23 protein-coding genes and 1 riboswitch are annotated in these 19,105 nt (G+C 45.5%); of the genes, 16 read left to right on the forward strand and 7 right to left on the reverse strand.

Annotated elements, in window-relative coordinates:
- Positions 1-82 precede the first annotated feature (82 nt).
- The 6 genes from L693_RS0122045 to L693_RS0122070 all read left to right on the forward strand — a co-directional run bounded on the left by L693_RS0122045 (position 83) and on the right by L693_RS0122070 (position 6,556).
- Positions 83-1,849 (forward strand): UbiD family decarboxylase, encoded by a 1,767-nt coding sequence (locus L693_RS0122045; protein WP_025720038.1) that lies wholly within the window; start codon positions 83-85, stop codon positions 1,847-1,849.
- Positions 1,850-1,900: 51 nt separating this feature from the next.
- Entirely contained in the window at positions 1,901-2,620 is a 720-nt protein-coding gene (locus L693_RS0122050) for a Cthe_2314 family HEPN domain-containing protein (RefSeq protein ID WP_025720040.1), read from the forward strand.
- A 131-nt stretch (positions 2,621-2,751) separates the two neighbouring features.
- Positions 2,752-2,891: riboswitch (SAM riboswitch) on the forward strand.
- A gap of 150 nt (positions 2,892-3,041) precedes the next feature.
- On the forward strand, positions 3,042-4,064 hold the full coding sequence (locus tag L693_RS0122055; RefSeq protein ID WP_025720041.1) for a methionine ABC transporter ATP-binding protein: 1,023 nt from the start codon (positions 3,042-3,044) through the stop codon (positions 4,062-4,064).
- Positions 4,061-4,729 carry a methionine ABC transporter permease gene (locus L693_RS0122060; RefSeq protein WP_025720042.1) on the forward strand — a complete coding sequence of 223 codons (669 nt, stop codon included), beginning with the start codon at positions 4,061-4,063 and terminating at the stop codon, positions 4,727-4,729. The genes L693_RS0122055 and L693_RS0122060 overlap by 4 nt, the downstream gene beginning before the upstream one ends.
- A gap of 74 nt (positions 4,730-4,803) precedes the next feature.
- Positions 4,804-5,646 (forward strand): MetQ/NlpA family ABC transporter substrate-binding protein, encoded by an 843-nt coding sequence (locus L693_RS0122065; protein WP_025720043.1) that lies wholly within the window; start codon positions 4,804-4,806, stop codon positions 5,644-5,646.
- Positions 5,647-5,791: 145 nt separating this feature from the next.
- A complete protein-coding gene (locus tag L693_RS0122070) occupies positions 5,792-6,556 on the forward strand; it encodes an SDR family oxidoreductase (RefSeq protein WP_025720045.1) in 765 nt (254 codons plus the stop codon).
- A gap of 89 nt (positions 6,557-6,645) precedes the next feature.
- Here the strand turns inward: L693_RS0122070 and L693_RS0122075 are convergent, their stop codons facing one another.
- Positions 6,646-6,891, reverse strand: coding sequence for a NifU family protein (locus tag L693_RS0122075; RefSeq protein WP_013311836.1), 246 nt, complete (start codon positions 6,889-6,891; stop codon positions 6,646-6,648).
- An 87-nt stretch (positions 6,892-6,978) separates the two neighbouring features.
- On the opposite strand from L693_RS0122075, the gene L693_RS0122080 reads away from it, so the two are divergent.
- The gene (locus L693_RS0122080) at positions 6,979-7,236 is read left to right on the forward strand and encodes a YuzB family protein (RefSeq protein ID WP_025720046.1); all 258 of its coding nucleotides are present in this window, start codon (positions 6,979-6,981) and stop codon (positions 7,234-7,236) included.
- Positions 7,237-7,292: 56 nt separating this feature from the next.
- Here the strand turns inward: L693_RS0122080 and L693_RS0122085 are convergent, their stop codons facing one another.
- Both L693_RS0122085 and mqnE read right to left on the reverse strand, forming a co-directional pair.
- Entirely contained in the window at positions 7,293-8,360 is a 1,068-nt protein-coding gene (locus L693_RS0122085; RefSeq protein WP_025720048.1) for an NAD(P)/FAD-dependent oxidoreductase, read from the reverse strand.
- A 310-nt stretch (positions 8,361-8,670) separates the two neighbouring features.
- Complete coding sequence (mqnE, locus tag L693_RS0122090) at positions 8,671-9,777, reverse strand: aminofutalosine synthase MqnE (protein WP_025720050.1); 1,107 nt, start codon at positions 9,775-9,777, stop codon at positions 8,671-8,673.
- 373 nt (positions 9,778-10,150) lie between these two features.
- On the opposite strand from mqnE, the gene L693_RS0122095 reads away from it, so the two are divergent.
- The 3 genes from L693_RS0122095 to L693_RS0122105 all read left to right on the forward strand — a co-directional run bounded on the left by L693_RS0122095 (position 10,151) and on the right by L693_RS0122105 (position 12,451).
- Positions 10,151-10,510: a HesB/IscA family protein gene (locus tag L693_RS0122095; RefSeq protein ID WP_007431955.1), complete on the forward strand. Its 360-nt coding sequence runs from the start codon at positions 10,151-10,153 to the stop codon at positions 10,508-10,510.
- A gap of 325 nt (positions 10,511-10,835) precedes the next feature.
- A complete protein-coding gene (locus tag L693_RS0122100) occupies positions 10,836-11,339 on the forward strand; it encodes a DUF4365 domain-containing protein (RefSeq protein ID WP_025720052.1) in 504 nt (167 codons plus the stop codon).
- Positions 11,340-11,368: 29 nt separating this feature from the next.
- A complete protein-coding gene (locus L693_RS0122105; RefSeq protein ID WP_155983903.1) occupies positions 11,369-12,451 on the forward strand; it encodes a hypothetical protein in 1,083 nt (360 codons plus the stop codon).
- A 53-nt stretch (positions 12,452-12,504) separates the two neighbouring features.
- Here L693_RS0122105 and L693_RS0122110 read toward each other — a convergent pair whose 3' ends face one another.
- Positions 12,505-12,729 (reverse strand): helix-turn-helix domain-containing protein, encoded by a 225-nt coding sequence (locus tag L693_RS0122110; RefSeq protein WP_025720055.1) that lies wholly within the window; start codon positions 12,727-12,729, stop codon positions 12,505-12,507.
- 181 nt (positions 12,730-12,910) lie between these two features.
- Between L693_RS0122110 and L693_RS0122115 the strand changes: the two genes are divergently transcribed.
- Positions 12,911-13,273 carry a hypothetical protein gene (locus tag L693_RS0122115; protein ID WP_025720057.1) on the forward strand — a complete coding sequence of 121 codons (363 nt, stop codon included), beginning with the start codon at positions 12,911-12,913 and terminating at the stop codon, positions 13,271-13,273.
- Between the two features lie 704 nt (positions 13,274-13,977).
- Here L693_RS0122115 and L693_RS0122130 read toward each other — a convergent pair.
- Positions 13,978-14,847 carry a LysR family transcriptional regulator gene (locus L693_RS0122130; protein WP_025720059.1) on the reverse strand — a complete coding sequence of 290 codons (870 nt, stop codon included), beginning with the start codon at positions 14,845-14,847 and terminating at the stop codon, positions 13,978-13,980.
- Between the two features lie 148 nt (positions 14,848-14,995).
- On the opposite strand from L693_RS0122130, the gene L693_RS0122135 reads away from it, so the two are divergent.
- The 5 genes from L693_RS0122135 (at position 14,996) to L693_RS0122155 (ending at position 17,961) form a co-directional block, all read left to right on the forward strand.
- Positions 14,996-15,925, forward strand: coding sequence for a DMT family transporter (locus tag L693_RS0122135; RefSeq protein ID WP_025720061.1), 930 nt, complete (start codon positions 14,996-14,998; stop codon positions 15,923-15,925).
- A gap of 84 nt (positions 15,926-16,009) precedes the next feature.
- Entirely contained in the window at positions 16,010-16,624 is a 615-nt protein-coding gene (locus L693_RS0122140; protein WP_025720063.1) for a hypothetical protein, read from the forward strand.
- A 9-nt stretch (positions 16,625-16,633) separates the two neighbouring features.
- Complete coding sequence (locus L693_RS0122145; protein WP_025720065.1) at positions 16,634-16,978, forward strand: YkvA family protein; 345 nt, start codon at positions 16,634-16,636, stop codon at positions 16,976-16,978.
- A 62-nt stretch (positions 16,979-17,040) separates the two neighbouring features.
- Positions 17,041-17,331: a hypothetical protein gene (locus L693_RS0122150; RefSeq protein WP_025720067.1), complete on the forward strand. Its 291-nt coding sequence runs from the start codon at positions 17,041-17,043 to the stop codon at positions 17,329-17,331.
- Positions 17,332-17,640: 309 nt separating this feature from the next.
- The gene (locus tag L693_RS0122155; protein WP_025720069.1) at positions 17,641-17,961 is read left to right on the forward strand and encodes a hypothetical protein; all 321 of its coding nucleotides are present in this window, start codon (positions 17,641-17,643) and stop codon (positions 17,959-17,961) included.
- Between the two features lie 111 nt (positions 17,962-18,072).
- On the opposite strand, the gene L693_RS0122160 is transcribed toward L693_RS0122155, so the two are convergent.
- Positions 18,073-18,927, reverse strand: a complete 855-nt coding sequence (locus L693_RS0122160) for a 1,4-dihydroxy-6-naphthoate synthase (RefSeq protein WP_025720070.1) — start codon at positions 18,925-18,927, stop codon at positions 18,073-18,075.
- Positions 18,928-19,105 (reverse strand): phosphorylase family protein (locus L693_RS29555; RefSeq protein ID WP_442950188.1); only part of this gene is annotated, 178 nt, incomplete at its 5' end.

The raw sequence follows: 19,105 nt of genomic DNA on the forward strand, positions 1-19,105 counted from the left end.
TAAACACGTATAATAGCATATAAGAAACAAACCAGGCCCACGAGTTTCTCGAGGGCTTGATTTGCTTAGGAGGAGTCGTCAGTTGATCTACCAGAATTTGCGCCAATTCATTGAAGCGCTGCGTAAAGAAAATCATCTTAAAATTATAGAAGCGCCTGTCGATCCTTATTTGGAGCTGGCCGAGATCCATCGGAGAGTGATTGAGGAAGAAGGACCGGCACTACTGTTCACGAATGTAAAAGGAACTCCTTTTCCGGTAGCTAGTAATCTGTTTGGTACGAATCGTCGTGTAGACATGGCTTTTGGTCCTCGTCCGGAGCAATTGATGGATGCGATTGTTGGAGCGACCAAAACCCTGCTTCCACCTACCCCCAAAGCTTTATGGAATGAACGTGGCCTCATTAAGGACATGCTAAAAGTAGGACTGAAAACGGTATCCCATAGCGAGGCTCCTATATTGGGAGTTCGGCGGACAGAGGCTCCGCTGGCTCCACTGCCTAGAGTCACGAGTTGGCATGAGGATGGAGGACCGTTCATTACGCTTCCGCTCGTATATACCGAAAAGCCGGGGCATTCCAAGGATCATAATCTCGGTATGTACCGTATTCAGATTTATGATGATCAGACGACAGGAATTCACTGGCAAATTCATAAAGGCGGCGGCTTTCATTATCATGAAGCCGAGCTGCGTAATGAGCCATTGCCTACAACGATAATCATCGGTGGACCGCCTGCTCTGATTGCATCTGCGATTGCTCCGGCACCGGAGAACCTGCCTGAGCTGTTGCTGGCCTCGCTTATCATGGGAGGCAAGCTGCCGATGACAGAAGACCCGCTTGGTGGTCACCGGATTCCGGCAGAGGCCGAATTTGCGATCAGTGGCTATGTACCGCCTCATGAACGCCGTCCGGAAGGACCGTTTGGCGATCATTTTGGCTACTACTCATTACAGCATGATTTCCCTGTATTTCATGTCAAGCATATGTATCACCGCAAGGATGCTATATATCCGGCAACCATTGTAGGTAAACCACGTCAGGAGGATTACTATCTCGGCGAATTTTTACAGCGTCTGTTGTCGCCTGCCTATCCGCTTGTGATGCCCTCAGTCAAGTCCTTGTGGGCTTATGCCGAAACGGGCGTACATGCGCTGGCAGCGGCCGTTGTGCGTGAAAGCTACTCCCGTGAAGCGCTGGTATCTGGCTTTACCATTTTGGGCCAAGGCCAATTGTCATTAACCAAATTCCTGATGCTGACAGATCGGGTTATTGATTTATCCGATTTTAACCTGCTGCTGGAAACGATTCTGGAGCGATTTAATCCAGCAAGGGATTTGTTCATTTTCAATCATACGTCCCACGATACACTTGATTATACGGGCCGCAAGCTGAATCACGGCAGTAAAGCGATTCTGATGGGCGTAGGCGAGCCGATACGTGAATTGCCTCGTACCTATGAGGGAGGAGACCTGCCGGGTATTCGTGAAATTAAGCCGTACTGCGGAGGCTGCCTTGTTGTATCAGGTGCGTCCTTTGAGCAAGAGCCAGAATTGGCAGCGCGTGTATTGGAGCGATTAGCTGCGGGTGAGCAAGAATGGCCGCTCGTCTTTATCGTGGACGATGCCAAAGAAGTGGTTCGCTCCCAAGCCTCGTTCCTGTGGACGGTATTCACACGCTTTAACCCGGCTACGGATATGTACGCCGACAGCGAAGTGCGTTTGCATCACCTGAACTATAAGCTGCCGATTGTAGTGGATGCGCGTATGAAGCCAGGCTACCCTGATGAAGTGTTGCCACGTGAGGATATTGTTAAGCTTGTAGATCAACGGTGGACGAGTTATTTCGCTTGACGCCCTAATTCATTGAACAACCGGATTTTACATTCATAAGGAGGCGTGAGCATGATACGCAAGCTGCTGGGCGAGCCGCCACGTGTGAGCAAGGGCGTCCTGCTGGATGCCATGAATAGCATGTCAGACATGTTAAACCTGCTGGAGCGGCAAATTCAGGCCAGTGGTGATCCGACCCACGATTTTCGTAAAGCAGATATTTTGACACGCGGTCTGATGTCCTCTCTGGACGAGCTGGAGCAGAGCCATCATGCTGCCGCCTTTTTCCGTATGAAAGTGAAGGCCGGATACGCTGAAGATATGAGCGAGGATGAAAAATCCGATTATGCATTGTATGTTTTCTTTTACAAGGATGGGTTTGTGCGAGTATTCTCCATTCTGGATAAGCTGGGTAACTGGATGAATGATCTGTATGATTTAAAAACGGGGCAGTATAAGGCGCATTATTCGTATTTTACCGTGCTGCGGCAGCTCAAGTACCTCAAAATGCATCCTGTATTGACCGATAATTTGATTGATATTAAGGACACATACACCGATGCCATCAATCGCCTGCGTAAGCGGCGAAATACGGAGATACACTATATGAATACGGAAATGCAGGATGATCTCTGGCAACGGCATCGTGCTTTGTACGGCAAAATACAACTGGAAGATCTGGATCATCATCTGGAGGATTTGCAGCAGGGCTTGGATATGGTGTGCCGGTCGTTAACAAACGTTTTTTCTTATACAGCGAAACAATGGGAGAACCGGGCAGTGCGTCCATAATTATGTTAGAAAATATCCTTTGACAAAGCTATGTAAACTATCTATACTGAAATCTAGTTTCAGAAAAATGCTTGAATTATGATTCTAAATACAAACTTAACGAACAGCTAAGGCTGGAGTTTAACATATTTTTCTTATCCAGAGAGGTGGAGGGACTGGCCCGATGAAGCCCGGCAACCCGTTTTTTCCCGGTATAACACACCGGGAGGGAACATGATGGTGCTAATTCCTACAAAACCGCTAGAGTTATAGCGTTTTTGACAGATGAGAAAAGGTTCGCATAGCGGGGCCCTTTTCATTCTGTGAAAGGGGCTCTTTTTGTATAAATCGCTTAATTTGTGTACACAAATTGAGCGATTATACATCCTAGAGATGAAAGCTGATTAAAAGGATAAGGAAGAGTAGAGGGGGTCGCAGCACGTTGATAGAGCTTAAGCAATTAACCAAGCATTATGGCAAAGGGAACCGACGCGTTAGTGCGCTGTCCGGGTTGAACCTTTCTATAAAGCGTGGAGAAATATTTGGAGTTATTGGTCACTCCGGAGCAGGGAAAAGCACGCTGATTCGCTGTATTAATTTATTGGAACGGCCCACTTCAGGTGAAGTATGGGTGGATGATGTCAATCTCACCACTGTGAGTCAAGCCCAGTTACAGAAGCAGCGCCGAAAAATCGGAATGATTTTTCAGCATTTTAATTTATTATCATCGGCGACGGTATATGACAATATTGCATTTCCGTTGCGTCTGGTGAACACGCCCAAGCAGCAGGTGGACAAGAAAGTTCGAGAATTGCTGGAACTCGTTGGGCTGGAGGAACACAGTGGAAAATACCCTTCACAGCTTTCAGGGGGACAGAAGCAGCGGGTAGGTATTGCGCGGGCGCTTGCCAGTGATCCTCATGTGCTGCTGTGTGACGAGGCTACCTCAGCGCTTGATCCGCAGACGACAGGGTCGATTCTGAAATTGCTATTGGATATTAACCAGCGCTTTAATTTAACTATCGTGCTGATTACGCATGAAATGCATGTCATTCAAAGCATATGTGATCGAGTCGGCGTGATTCATCAGGGCGACATTGTGGAGCAGGGGCCGGTGGCGGAAGTATTCTTGAAGCCACAGCATCAGGTTACCAAGGACTTTATCCAACGGGAGTCTGAGCATGCCGAGGAATTGCAAGCAGCAATTGCGGCCGCGGGTGGCGGCGAATCGGCACAGGTAGTACGAATTTCCTTCTTGGGCAGCAAAACGTACGATGCGATTCTTTCGCGTACGGCCCGTAAGACCGGCGTTGATTTTGCGATTTTGCAGGGAACCATCTCCACCATCAAAAACGTACCCTATGGACAGCTCATCGTTCGTTTTGAAGGAAATCAGGAGGATATTGAGCATACGCTGCGTGAAGTGTCCGGGCAAGGACTTGATGTGGAGGTGATCGGACAATGAGCGAACTCGATTTTTCGCAAGTGAGTTGGGAAGAACTGTGGAATTCTACGGTGGAGACCCTTCAGATGCTTGGGGCATCCGCGCTGTTCACTTTTATTATTGGCTTGCCGCTTGGTATACTATTGTTTCTGGCGAGCCGCTCTTCGTTGACTCTGATGAAGGTGGTATACATTGTACTATCATTTATCGTTAACATTCTGCGTTCTGTACCATTTATCATTTTGATCGTTGCACTTATTCCTTTTACACGATCGTTGGTAGGTACCTCGACCGGGGTGCTGGGTACCATTCCGCCATTGGTCATCGGGGCTGCCCCTTTCTTCGCACGTCTTGTCGAAACATCGCTGCGTGAAGTGGACAAGGGCGTCATTGAGGCCGCGCAAGCTATGGGCGCCTCAACTGGGCAAATCATCCGCCGGGTGCTGTTGCGTGAGGCACTGCCGGGATTGCTCGCCGCATTAACTATTACCGTCGTTACACTCGTATCCTATACGGCGATGTCCGGTATGATCGGGGGCGGTGGTCTGGGTACGCTGGCTATCAACTACGGTTATTACCGTTATGAAACGGCTGTAATGATCGTTGCCGTCGTGCTGATGGTCGTACTGGTACAACTGCTGCAAATGGCAGGGGATCGTCTGGTACGGCATTATACTCGAAAATAGGGAAACCATATAGATATCCTTATTGATCAGGCATCTGAATCCTGAACATTACAAACTATTGGAGGGGTAATAACATGAAGAAATGGGTATTGGCCGTATTAAGCTTGGCATTAATTGCGGTGCTGGCTGCTTGCGGCACGAAGAGCACGACATCTGATGCATCAAAAACAACTGGAAATACGGGCGGTGCACCACGCGAAGTTGAGCTGAAAGTAGGCGCTTCTCCTGTGCCGCATGCGGAAATTTTGGAATCGATCAAACCTCAGCTGGAAAAAGAGGGCATTCGTCTTCAAGTCGTTCAGTTTAACGATTACGTACAACCCAACGTACAGTTGTTCGACAAGCAGCTGGATGCTAACTTCTATCAACATGTACCTTACCTGAATGTAATGAACAAAGAGCGTAAAATGAATCTGGTGTCTGTAGGTGCCGTTCATCTGGAGCCATTCGGTATCTACTCCCAAAAATATAAAAAACTTGATGAAATTCCAGATGGCGCAACCGTAGCTATTCCGAACGATGCAACCAATGAAGGTCGTGCATTGCTGCTGTTAGCCAAACAAGGTCTGATCAAGCTGAAAGACGAAAGCAATATCGAAGCTACAGTAAATGATATTACTGAAAACCCGAAAAAATTGGATTTCAAAACTTTGGAAGCGGCAATGCTGCCACGTCAGTTGCCTGAAGTGGACATTGCACTGATCAACACGAACTATGCTCTGGAAGCAAATCTGAATCCAACCAAGGATGCATTGGCACTGGAAGACAAGGATTCTCCATATGCGAACGTTTTGGTTGCACGTCCTGATAATAAAGATTCCGAAGCGATTCAAAAGCTGATGAAAGCTTTGCAATCAGCGGAAGTTAAAAAATTCATTGAAGATAAATATCAAGGCGCGATTATCCCGGCATTTTAAGTAGGGAGTGTAAGCGCGTTGAACAACGCAAACCCCAGATCTCTTGAACAAGAGGACTGGGGTTTCTTTTTTCCTGGAGTTGTAGGCGAAGCCTAAATATTTTATACTTGGGGGTGACCGTTCTCTGTGAAGAGGAGGAAAACTGTTGAGAGACAAAGTCGCACTCATAACAGGCAGTGCCAAAGGTTTAGGTAAGATGACCGCTCTGCGTCTGGCTGATGAAGGCTGTGATATTGCACTGAATTATGTGCATAGTCAAGCTGAAGCCGATGAGCTAAAGCGGGTGATCCAGTCTAAAGGAGTACGCTGCCTTTCTTTACAAGGAGATATCTCCATTCAGGAGGATATCACGAGGCTGATCAGCGAGGTCGAGGATCGGCTGGGCGGTGTAGATATTATGGTGAACAATGCCGGACCGTTCATCCGGGAACGCCGTCTGTTTGCGGATTACAGTGTAGCCGAGATTCATGCCATGATACAGGGAAATCTGGTCGGTACCATGCTGCTGGATCATCTGGTATTGCCTCATATGCGTAGCCGGCAATGGGGACGTATTATTCATTTTGGCTTTGGTCATGCTGGAGAAGCGAGGGCTTGGCCGCATCGTGCTGCCTATGCAGCCGCCAAGGTGGGGCTGGTGTCTTTCACAAAGTCACTGGCTGTGGAGGAAGCTCCGTATGGCATTACGGTAAATATGATTTGTCCCGGGGATATCCGGGGAGCGAATAAGGAAATGTCTATCGCCGACGTCATCGGCATGCAGGATAAAGAGACACCACGTGGACGTCCGGGGAGTGGAGAGGACATTGCACGAGTGATCGCCTATTTGTGTCAGGAACACTCGGATTTTATAACAGGCAATATTATGGATGTGTCGGGAGGGCTGGACCCGATTCGGCCGACCATTTAAGAGTTGGATTCGGTAGATGCAGTACACAAAAAAGAGTCTTGAGCTTCGTTACCGAAGTCAAGACTCTCATGATCATTATGCAACAAGCATTAGAATACTTGTACCACTTCTTGGACGCCGTCGACTTCTTCGAGAAGAGCGCGCTCAATCCCTGCTTTCAGCGTGATTGTGGAACTTGGGCAACTACCGCAAGCGCCTACCAGCTTCAGCTTAACGATGCCGTCTTCAACGTCAACCAGCTCAACGTCACCGCCATCGCGTTGCAGGAACGGACGGAGCTTATCCAGTACATCTGCTACTTCGTCATACATTTGAACGCTTTGTGTTTCGCTCATTAGAATTCAACTCCTTTCCTATACCTTATTTATTATATTACAAAGCGGGCCAAATTAAAATGCCCGTCAGCCAAAGCAGGTGAAAAAATGTTAAGACCTATCATCGAATTTTGCACCAGTAATATGCATTTTGGCACCGATGAAATTATGTCCAGGCTGGAGCAAAATCCAGATTATGATGTAATCGAATACGGCTGTCTTAGCAATTGTGGTCAGTGTAATGCTGAACCCTATGCGATGGTCAACGGCGAGATTGTTTCCGCAGATTCAGCAGAGCTGCTGTATGAAGTGATTATAAACAAGATCAAGGAAGCCGAAGCATGGGATCAGCTTGATTTGGATTGAAATGCAAGAAGACCTGCTCCGAGAGCGGGTCTTCTTGTGATTATATAGACATTGGGTCAGCCAAAATGGCGTTTGGACTTCCAGAGCACACCGCTCTTAAGCAGGCGCGGTACACGCCCACGCAATGAGGTGCTACCCATAAAGCCATAGCCGAACCCCGCCTTCTTGCCAAGTGCGCCTAATGTGCCGCGCAGCTTCAGAGGATGAGGGTGAGGCGTTTGGCCCTTCCACAGGTCGCGTACAATGTGTGCAATCTGCTCGCCCTGCACCTCTGCCGCCTGGGCGCTTGGCGAGTAGGGAAGACTGGCACAATCCCCAACCACGTACACCTCGGGATGATCCGGTATCTGATAATATTCGTTGAGCACGATGCGGCCCTGTGGGTCTTTAGGAACGGCCAAATCCTGCACCATTTTTACCGGTTGAATCCCGGCGGTCCATACAACTGCATCGGTTACAATCTGCTCGTCATGGTTGTAAATAGCCCCCGGTTCAATACGGGAAACCGCAACATGGTTGAGTGCATTTACTTGGTGCTCCTTGAACCACGCGTGTACGTAGGCAGACAAACGTTGCGGAAATGCCGACAGCACCCGCTCGCCCCGATCCATAATGGTAATATTTAAATCTGAACGGCTTTCACGTAATTCCGCAGCAATTTCAACACCGCTCAGACCGCCGCCTACAATATGAACATGTCCATAAGGCTTGATTTCATTCAAGCGCAGATACGTTTGACGGGTATGGTTAAAAGACTGGATCGTGCAGCTATACTCTTCAGCCCCTGGTGTATTGTGAAAACGGTCCGTACAGCCCAGCGCAATCACAAGCTGATCATAGAGCAAAGGCTCGCCATCCTGAAAATGGACGATTTTATTCTCCAAATCCATTGAGGTGACTTCCCCATATTTGCGAATCAGACGCTGCTCATCGGGAAAATGCACTCGCAAATCAAAATCAGATACCGTACCCGCCGCGAGAGCGTAGTATTCTGTTTTCAACCCCTGAAAGGGCATCCGGTCCACTAAAATAAGTTGAACATCGTCGGGAATGTGTTTGTCCAGCAATTCTTTGGCAATGGTAAGGCCGCCGTAGCCGCCCCCCAGAATAACGAAATTTTTCATCAAAATCCGCCGTCCTTTCGCTGCCGTGTCCCCGGCAAATGGTCTGGAGCCTCATCAGAAAAGCAAGTTCGTCTTCTCGCCGTATCAAGATTTGTTACGTAAAAGTTAATTAACGTCTTACTCCGGCGACATACGAATTCAACACTCCGATCAGACACGAGTTTATTATTGTTGTAAAACCCGGAGTCTGGTCCGCCTGTGGCAGGCAAACCAGAGTATTCCGAGACAGCTTGACGCTGCATGGTGTGAGTAGTGGGGATGAAATGCTCGCGGGAAATTTGAATCCAAAAATACATGTAATTGAGAATTTCTAATCGAAAACTTCAATTTCGTTATAGAAGGTATCCCGTTCAACCGGGATGCGTCCTGCACCTTTGACCAGCCAAATCAGCTCTTTACGGGTCAAACCGGCTGGAGTCAATGCACCAGCGGCATGGCTGATTTGCTCGCGCACAATCGTGCCATGGACGTCCGAGGCGCCGAACGTAAGCGCGACCTGCGTCAATTGCGGGCCAATATTAATGAAGTAGGCTTTAACATGATCGATATTGTCCAGCATCAGGCGGCTGATCGCAATGGTTTTGAGATCCTCATAAGCGGAATTGCGGCGCATGATGTTGGCATTTTTGCTTTTCGGCTGCATAGATAGTGGAATGAATACCATGAATCCGTTCGTTTCGTCCTGCAATTCACGAATTTGCAGCATATGCTCAATACGATCCTGATACGATTCGACCGAACCGTACAGCATGGTCGTATGGGTTCTCATGCCGAGATTGTGAGCCGTGCGATGTACTTCCAGATAGCGGTCCACGTTGGCCTTGGAAACATGCATTTTCTTGCGATATTCGTCGGACAAAATTTCTGCGCCACCGCCTGTCAGCGTTTTAAGCCCAGCCTTTTGCAGTTCCTGAAGCACCTCTTTGATACTCAAGCCGCTAATACGTGTGAAAAAATCAATTTCTGCCGCAGTATAGGCTTTCAGTGTAACGTTAGGATATTTTTCATTTAGCGCCTTCAATGAGTCTACATAGTATTGGAAAGGCACATGATTATTATGACCGCCGACGATATGGAATTCTCTTACACCCGGATGAATATGCTGCTCTACATAATCAATCATTTCCTGCCCGGACAACGTATAAGAGCCGTCCTCCCCCTGATCCTTGCGGAAATTGCAGAACGCGCAGCGCGCTTCGCATACATTGGTGAAGTACAGGCTCATGTTTTCAATAAAATAAACCTTTTTTCCGTTTTTGCGTAAATTCGCTTCGTTAGCCAACTGACCCAGTGTGAGAATATCGTCAGTTTCATACAAATATATACCGTCTTCAAGGTTCAAACGAATCCCGTTCTGTACCTTTTCTACAATCTCCGCCATTCTGCGGTCTGTAAAGGGTGTAACTAATGTGGACATGCCCATTCCTCCTTCAAGTTGCTCTGTGCGAGGCTGTCCGCTTTGATCAGCGGCGTAAGCGCTTGATGCACACAGGATGTCCCGTTCCGTCGGTACGAACCCGGCAGCGCGGATATATGATATGTGAAAAATGTTACAATGCCAGGCTACAATGATGAATGTCTCAAAACATCGCCATTGAAATGACAAATTTCCGACAGTTTCTTTTACACACTCTTCACCTATTATAAACCTCACCACACAGGTGATCAATACAAATGAGTATAAAAACAGGTCTTTTATCCCGTAGGGGAAGGACATTCCATGACTTGAGCACCTGCAAATAGTGGAGTATACTGAAGGAGAATATGAAGTAAAAGAGGAGGATGGAGCCATGATTAACATCACCGATTCCGCTGCTGAACGCTTGAAGGAAATGCTGGAGCAGCAGGAAACGCCGAATATGTTTTTGCGTCTGGGTGTTACGCCAGGTGGATGTACCGGATTTTCGTACGCCATGGGCTTTGACGACAATGAGACAGATCAGGATATATATATGAACGTACAGGATATGAAAGTAGTAGTGGAAAAAGAAAGCATTCGCTACCTGGACGGACTGGAAATCGACTTTGAAGAATCCGGGATGTCTGGCGGCTTCACGATTCATAACCCGAATGCCGTAGCTACATGTGGCTGTGGTTCAAGCTTCCGTACACGTGATGATGCAGGGAAGCCAAGCGAAGAGCCTTGTTAGTCGAAAAATAATGAGCATCAATAATCCAAGAATCTGTGTTTCAGGATTGCTAATTTTTCCCTCCATAAACGATATAGTTTCTACTATAACGTTATGGAGTTTTTTTTATGAGTTAAAGAAGTTTGAAAAGCGGATATAGATATAGCCGTCAGGCTGACTTTAGGAGCGCATAGGATTTTATAGTTCAGTATATAAAAAACTTGGAAGTATTTCTGCGGGAAGACTAAAAATATGATTTTTCAAGAAAAGTATTCCATTAAGATTTATAGAGTGGTATCCTAAACCTAGGACTATTTACTTATCATTTACAGAGGTGCAGATACATATGATTGAAAGCCACATTAAAGAAGGGCTTAGTAAGGCTTATGCAATCGCGGTAGCCCATAAAGCCGGAATGAATTTTGCGCGTCCTGATTTTGACTACGGTTTTGATGGTATATTTAGAGATATCCAAAATGTTAACGGAAGATATTGCGACAATGGTTGGAGCATTGATATTCAGCTTAAAGCCACAATAAACGTTCTATATGAAAAAGATTACATTAAATATGACTTGGAAGCTAAAAACTATAATGATCTTGTTGCTACTGAAGTGGGTGCTCCTAGAATGTTAGTGCTTTTTGTACTTCCTAAGGATCAAGATCAGTGGTTAAATATAACCGAAGACGGAACTATTTTGAAGAATTGTGCTTGGTGGTATTCTTTAAAGGGTTTGGAACCAACTAAAAATGCAAACACTGTCAGGGTGAGTATTCCCAAAGAACAATTGCTAACAGAGGTATCTTTGAGGCAAATAATGAATAAAGTAAAAACGGGTGAAGATATATGAAACCTAGCCTAATTAAATTGAGGAATATTATGAATTATTTGGATAGAAAAGGATGGAGTCTTAATGAAGAGTTTCCTAATCCCAATGTTTTTGTCTTCTCTCGTGAAATTCAAAATTCTGAACCCATCACTCTTTTATTACCTGCAAAAGAATCTTTTGTAGATTTTCAACAACGTATTTACTCGGCTTTAAATACTTTAAGTACTATAGAAAATAGGAGTAGCGAATTAATAATAAAGGATATAAATAGCTACGAATCGGACGCTGATAAACTAGAAATTAGGGTCATTTCTTCATTTGCTTCGGATGGTTCTATACCTTTAAGTTATGCTTCTAATTTAATAAAAGGGCTAAAGAATTTAATCGTCTCGGCTGCTTATACTGAAGAATATCCTCAAAGGGCTTTTAAGAGAGCTTCCCAAAAAGCGATTGGTTATAGTAACTTTTTTAAATTAGGCCAAACTGCCCATGGAAGTTACATTGTAACTGTAGAATCAGGATCGTTAATTAACGATGACGTTGAAATCATTATAGAAGAGAATACAGCAATTACAGAGCCCTTTTCAAGAAGAGTAATGAAAAGAATTCATAAATCAATTCACCAAATCGAAAGTTTTAATGATACTGAGAACAAGCTCGACGATTTAGTCGAAAGAGGCTATAATGAAGGTTTAAATGCAAATATATGTGAAGCACTACTATCGCTTTATGCCGAAGATGAGCCGATAAAACTGGAGTCTAAGATAAGATATTCAAAAATGATTGAAAATTCTGAGAAACTACCAGATGTTATTACTTTAGATTCTTCTGATTATCATATTATTAAAGCAATAGCTGAGGCACTGAGGGAGAAGAAACCAGAAGACGTTGAAATTGAAGGTTTTATTTCTAAATTATCATCTAATTCTGGATCAGCCTACGGAACTATAAATATTTCAACCATGTATGATAATAAAAAGCATAGTGTAAAAGTAGAATTGATCGAAGATGATTATAAACGTGCATGTGATGCTCATAAAAATGAAAAACAGGTTAAAATTACTGGTGTTGTAGATACAACAGGAAAAACTTGGGAAGTTATGGACTTGAAAAAGTTCCAGGTCTTAGGTTGATGTATCTGTACAAATTGAACTCTAGGAAAAATTAACGAAAAGGACCGATAACATTAATGGTCCTTTTTGTTGTTTTCCAATGCTAATAATTCTGATATATCATCAATTTCCAGTGCATCCGCAATTTTCACAAGCGTTTTAAGATTTATTTGTTCGCGAATGTTACGTGACATTTCAGAGATAGCAGCCTGACGAACACCCGATAGTTCGGAAAGTTGGGTTTGCGTAAGTCCCCGTTGTGTCATAACTTCGTTCAATTTAACCCGAATCGTTCTCATATGTACACCACCCTCCAATCCATTATATCCAATATACGAATATCCGTAAAATAAATCTTGACTCTATACTAAAAGTCGTATATGTTATTACTAATAAACGTATATACGAATTAGAGTATAAATTTGTGATAATCAATACATAAATAAATCTGTGCTGCAAAGGGAAGGAGAGTAATTATTTATGAACGAATCGGTTAAATTGAAAAGAGCTACCATGGTCTATGGACCTGATGATGATCCTCATATGTATGAATTATTTGAGGGAGTCCTGTATGGACGTAGCTATTTCTTTTATCTTGAAAAAGGGATATTGTGTCTGCGGCATGTACGCAAGGTAGAACAGGAGGATCATCCGCATCTTTATGTGGATGGGGAAAGCGGGGGGCTCCAACTGGCGAAGAATGTACAACGTGAGATTATGGAAGTCGTTACAGAGTTGATCGAGCGTTTACGCAGAAAGGATGGATTAACGTTTTTACTGGATGAACTGCTATGGTTGCACGATCGAAGTCACATTGAACTTGACCTTATTAAAACAAAGTGACACTTCACGACTAGTATTTCTTCGCTATTCCTACTCTATATTCCAATTTTCCCATTTATGCTATAATGATTTGGACAAAATAACCGGTGGGAAGATGCGGCGAAGCTAGCCCGAGAGGGGGTGACGCCGTGTCATTTGATCTAATCGTGAAGATTCTTGACGTTGTGCTAAAGTTGGTCAGTATAACTACTGGCCTAAAGACTTTGGTTCAGGCCTGGAAGCAATCACGTAAAGACAAGAAAAACCACCGGGAATAGGTTAGGCGCCTAGCTATCCGGTGGTTTTTCGTACCTAGTATGAAATTCTCGCCGTGGTCGCCCACCGGCCTTTGTCAGAAAGTCGCGATGTGCAACCATCGCGGCTATTCTCATTTTACCCACGTATCATATGTTATATGACACGTGATACGTGGTACAACTTCTGTTTATAGTATAGCATAGCGCTATTCCTATATCTACAAATGGATAAGCCCGCTCCATCAAATTCGTGCCAAACACGGGTATAACACATTTCAGCTTCAATGGTTCGCTACCCACTGTTCCTTGTAGAGAAACACGCAATTATAGTTACGGCGGTTCCATCCAGCACTTCACATCACTAGCCAACGTGGCCTTACGCAGTTTTTCCTCGTATTCAATGATTTGATTGTTCTGCACATAAAAAGTGACCTCCTAAAAATTATTTTTTTCGTAAGGTTTTAAGTATCAATCCGTAAATAGCTCCTGCGCAGTGCGCACAAATAACTGTACGGCCAAAGAAGCATTAGACAGAGATGGCACAGCGATACCAATCTCGCGTGTAATCAATGGCGTGGTTTCCTTGACGGTCAGATCATGAGGGAACGTGGACAAGGCGAGTGAAGAGACAATACCCATACCTAGTCCTTGTCGGACCATGCTGACCAAGGTGCTGACATTGTGAGTAATGAATTGTGCCTGTAACTGGCTTTGTTCACGTTCAAACCCCTCCATAATGGCAACCTCATGTCCGCCCTTGCAAAAGATCATATCCTGCTGATTCAAGTCTCGAATAGCTATTTTGTCATGTGCTTGCAAGGGGTGACCGTCCGGCAGGAGGATGACCATATTATCCTGGCATAAAGGGATTATATCTACTTGTGGATCTGGTAGCAGGATGATCCCGGCTTCGATTTCTCGGGTATGCACCCATTCTTTGACCTCATTCGTGGAGCCTTCGTGCAGATCAAAAACAAGGTTGGGATAGTGCTGGCGAATATGCTGGATAATGGGAGGCAGAAAATAGGCTGAGGCCGAGGGAAAGGCGCCGATGGTGATCGTGCCAACGTCCAGCCCTTTTTCAGCAGCCACCTGCTGCTGTACCTTTTCCATGCTTTGCAGCATCATGCGGAATTGCAGCAGTACCTTGTGCCCGATATTGGTTAGGAGTACGCCTTTTTTGCGATCACGCAGCAATAGCTGAACTTCCAGCTCATTTTCGATACTGGCGATAGCATGGCTAACTGCGGGCTGCGTCATATGCAGCTCGTGAGCAGTTTGGGTGAAATTTAGTGTTTCAGCTACGCGGACAAAGATCATGATTTGGGTAATGGTCATAAGCGAAAAGTTATCTCCCTTATCGGAAACATTCATTTTATTTATTAGTGCTCACAGTATACGCTAGTAAAGTAAAGCTTTGCAAACAGGCCTGATGCTTATAGTGTTTGCAAAGAATGATGAAAATGCCAGAGGAGAGAAGACATCTATGAAAAAGTTAACACCCAAAGCTACACTGTGGCTTGTATTGATATTAGTGATGGTATGGGGGATCAACTGGCCGTTGACCAAGCTGGCTTTGCCAGATACACCGCCGCTATTCTTTTCGGGAATTCGCACCTTGCTGGGCGGCTTGATTTTGCTGTTATTCGCTTTGCGTCACCGGGAAACCTTGCGCCTTAGACAGAATGGGTGGACTTATCTTGTGCTGGCCATATTTAATATTGCAGGATACTACGGTTTGCAGACGGTGGGACTGCGTTATTTGCCTGCCGGGCTATTTTCCACTTTAGTATTCCTCCAGCCGATCTTGTTGGGGTTATTCTCATGGCTATGGTTGGGTGAGCGTATGTTTCCTATGAAGGTGATCGGGCTGGTTCTTGGATTTGGCGGGGTGATCGTGATTAGCTCTGGCGGGATGGCAGGTCATTTGTCTGTATTGGGCATTGTGTTGGGTCTGGCCTCAGGATTGTGCTGGGCGCTGGGAACGATTTATATGAAGAAAAAAAGCAAGCAGCTGGACTCCATTTGGGCGGTGACGATGCAGCTCATTCTGGGGGGCATCATGCTTAATGGGGTTGGATTTGCGACAGAAAAATGGAGTGATATCCACTGGACAAACTCCTTTATCGCGATTTTATTGTTTATTTCGATGTTCGTGATTGCGATGGGCTGGATGATTTATTTTAAACTGATCGACAATGGAGATGCGGGAACCGTCGGCTCATATACGTTTTTGGTCCCGGTGCTGTCCACGATCTTTAGTATGGTGATACTCAAGGAATCACTTACTTTGACGTTTGTTGCGGGGCTGGTGCTGATTGCAGGCAGTGTGTACCTGGTAAATACAGCTTCACCCGGAAAACGGGGGAACCGAAGCTTAAAGACTGATGAAGCGAAATCCTGTCCAAATGCATAGAAGTACAGAATCAGGAAAAATATACTAGAACATCAAAGGAGGTCATAGTAAAATATGACTATATAAACAGAGAGGAAGTTTGATATGGGGGAATTAAGCAGCCACACTCAGTCTGTGGAGCCGCAATCACAGGCTGCTCGTAAGCTTGGCGTTGTAGCCACGGTCATTTCAGGAATAGCTGTGCTCGGATGTATTGCTTTGATAGTATGGAATTATAATTTGAACACAAAGGTAAATACTTTGACTACAGCGAATGCTTCACTGCACAGGACAACACAAGCATTGACGAAGCAACAGAACGATACAGAGGTACTGCTGCAACGGGTTAAATTAGCAGCCAACCTGTCATCCATCTCGCATGCAATGGAGCAGACATCTATCGTTACTGATGATTTTGTATTGGAAAAAGTGACCTTTGATGTAGCAGAGAATGGTACGTTGCAGGGTGTGCTTTTAAATGTGAATAATCAACCCAATCTTGGTTTTGGCGGTGCTTATCAAGGTTATGGTAAATATAATATGGCTTCTACTACTTTGACGAAGAAGGCAGAAGAAGTCATAAACATAGCTATGAAAGAGTACGGTAAATCGAATAAGCTCCCTGTATGGGATAAGAATACGAAGGTGGAAATGACGGTCCAAAATTATCCGCTTGGGAAGCGGGAAGGCGGCATTTTCAAGCTTACCAGCCAGCAATAGGAGGAGCCTATGAAGGATTTTGACGTAACGAAAGCCAAGTATGACCCGAAACAGGAAGAACAGGTGAAAAAGGGATTTCTCAAAAAGGTGAAGTCCACGGCCGGAAAGGTTCCTTTTGTGAAGGATGCAGTGGCTATGTACTATTGTGCGATAGATCCTGAAACGCCTCTTTATGCCAAAGGAGTAGCTTTCGGAGCCTTGGCATATTTTATTTCACCATTGGATGCGATATCGGATGTGATTCCAATACTAGGATTCACGGATGACGCGGGTGTTGTGTTGACAGCCTTAAAGGTGCTGGACATGCATATTAAGCCAGCCCATCGGGAGAAGGCGAGCGAATTTTTTTCATAGGTTTTGTAGATGGTCTGAGGGCAGGTTATAATAAGCATTATTAGGTCAGGGAGGTAGCAGCATTGAGCGTCATTATTTCACAACAGATCGCAGCAACGGGCGTACAGGAATACACGAAGGTGATGAAGACCTTTGATTCCAAGTTTATGCCTTTGGTTGGACAGAAAATCAGAGATACGGCTTTTGGAGACATGCAGTATTATGACGTCGAGGACGTATTTATTGATCTGGCAGAAAATGAATATTGGGTCATTTTACCTTCTGTTTTACTGCATACGGATGATATTGAGGATATACGGGATGCTGTGCGTGAGTACCGTTCACACGGTTGGGAATGTACAAAACCGCTGTGAATTCATGTTATATAAGCTACTATATGGAAACGTTTTTTATTGTGAGATAGGCGTTTCTTGTATATTTTTGCATGATTCCCTACTAGTAATTGGAATGAAAAGAAATAATTTATGTTGAAAATGCGCAAAATGTATCATTTTTTATCATAAAACGACAAGTTGAAATGAAAACAGACTTAATGTGTTATACTTAGTATATCAAAGGACAAGAGTCTAAAACGATCGGTAAGGCCCTTTCTTTGAAGAGCCGCTGTACGGTTCAACGTTTATCCAAAATAAATGGTCAAAAGGAAAAGGGGAAATGCTAACGTGAGAGTGAATTTGAAATTTACGAACAAAGGGCAAGTTGCTGTTGAGAACTTCAACAATGAGGAGCTTATCGAAATCTTTACCCGCTACATTAAAACGCTAAGCAAGAAGTATGATATCTCGGTTACGGTACCGGAAGAACTGAATGAGCAGATCTTGGCAGAGGGCACCGTGAAGGTTGTGTTGGATAAGATTAATTGTGATATGGACGCTTTTTTCAAGGAATTGAGCCGGGATATCAAGGTGCCGCTGGTGAAAAGACTGGGTACCAAGCTGGATAATGTGTTTAAGACCGAGGTCGTGGAGCAAGAACAGAACTAAAGACGGACTCATGCGAGTCTAGAATGAGAATTCGCCATACGAAGAAATGATAAAACCTCCCGAACTGGGCGCATGAATAGACATGTGCTCGTTCGGGAGGTTTTATAGGTTTTAGCGGATTATGGAGGCAGGGCGCAGCTTGGCCAAATCAAACGAAGGCACCAGCCCTTCCTGTGCGGCACGTCCGAGCAAGGCTTCGATGGCGGCATACCCGCTGTCACCCAGATTGGCGGTAAAATCGTTCACATACAGGTCGATATGCGACTGGGCGACATCCGGTGAAAGCTCCTGTGCATGGGACAATACATATTCGCGGGAAGCTTCAGGATGCTTCCATGCGTACTCGACAGAGGCGCGTATCCAGTCTGTAATAGCATCCAAATTCAGATGACGACGGGCAATAATCGCTCCGAGGGGGATCGGGAGTCCTGTATCTTCTTCCCACCAGTTGCCCAGATCGACTTGCTTGCTGAGTCCGTAGGACGGATAGGTAAAGCGTGCTTCGTGAATAACCAGCCCGGCATCCATATGTCCGTCACGGACAGCAGGCATGATTTGGTTAAACGGCATTACGACGATCTCGCCTACACCCCCCGGCACATGCTTGGCTGCCCACAGGCGAAACAGGAGGTAGGCGGTGGAACGCTCACTTGGCACAGCTACACGCTTGCCAGACAAGGCTTCCGGGCCTTCCACCGTGGAGCCTTCTTTGGTCAGTACGAGCGGCCCACAGCCCCGGCCCAGTGCGCCACCACAAGGCAGCAGAGCATATTCGTCCAGCACCCAAGGGAGTGCGGCATACGAGATTTTCATAATATCCAGTCCATCTGGCGTGATCGCCAGATTGTTGGTGATGTCGATATCGGCAAAGGTAATGTCCAGCTCGGGTGCGCCCGGAATCAATCCGTGGGCCAGAGCATGAAAGACAAAGGTGTCATTGGGACAAGGTGAAAAAGCAATTTTCATCTATATAACCTCCGTTAATGTAGAAAATGCGGCTTCCAACGCTTGCAAAGCCTCTTTGATTCGCCAGGCTGCCCGGTCACGTGGACCGACGGCATTGGAAATCGTGCGGATTTCCATCACAGGCAGCCCCAGCTTGTTCGCTGCCACAGCTACGCCGTAGCCCTCCATCGCTTCGGCA

Source organism: Paenibacillus sp. 1-18 (genome assembly GCF_000520755.1).
GTDB classification, from domain to species: Bacteria; Bacillota; Bacilli; order Paenibacillales; family Paenibacillaceae; genus Paenibacillus; species Paenibacillus brasilensis.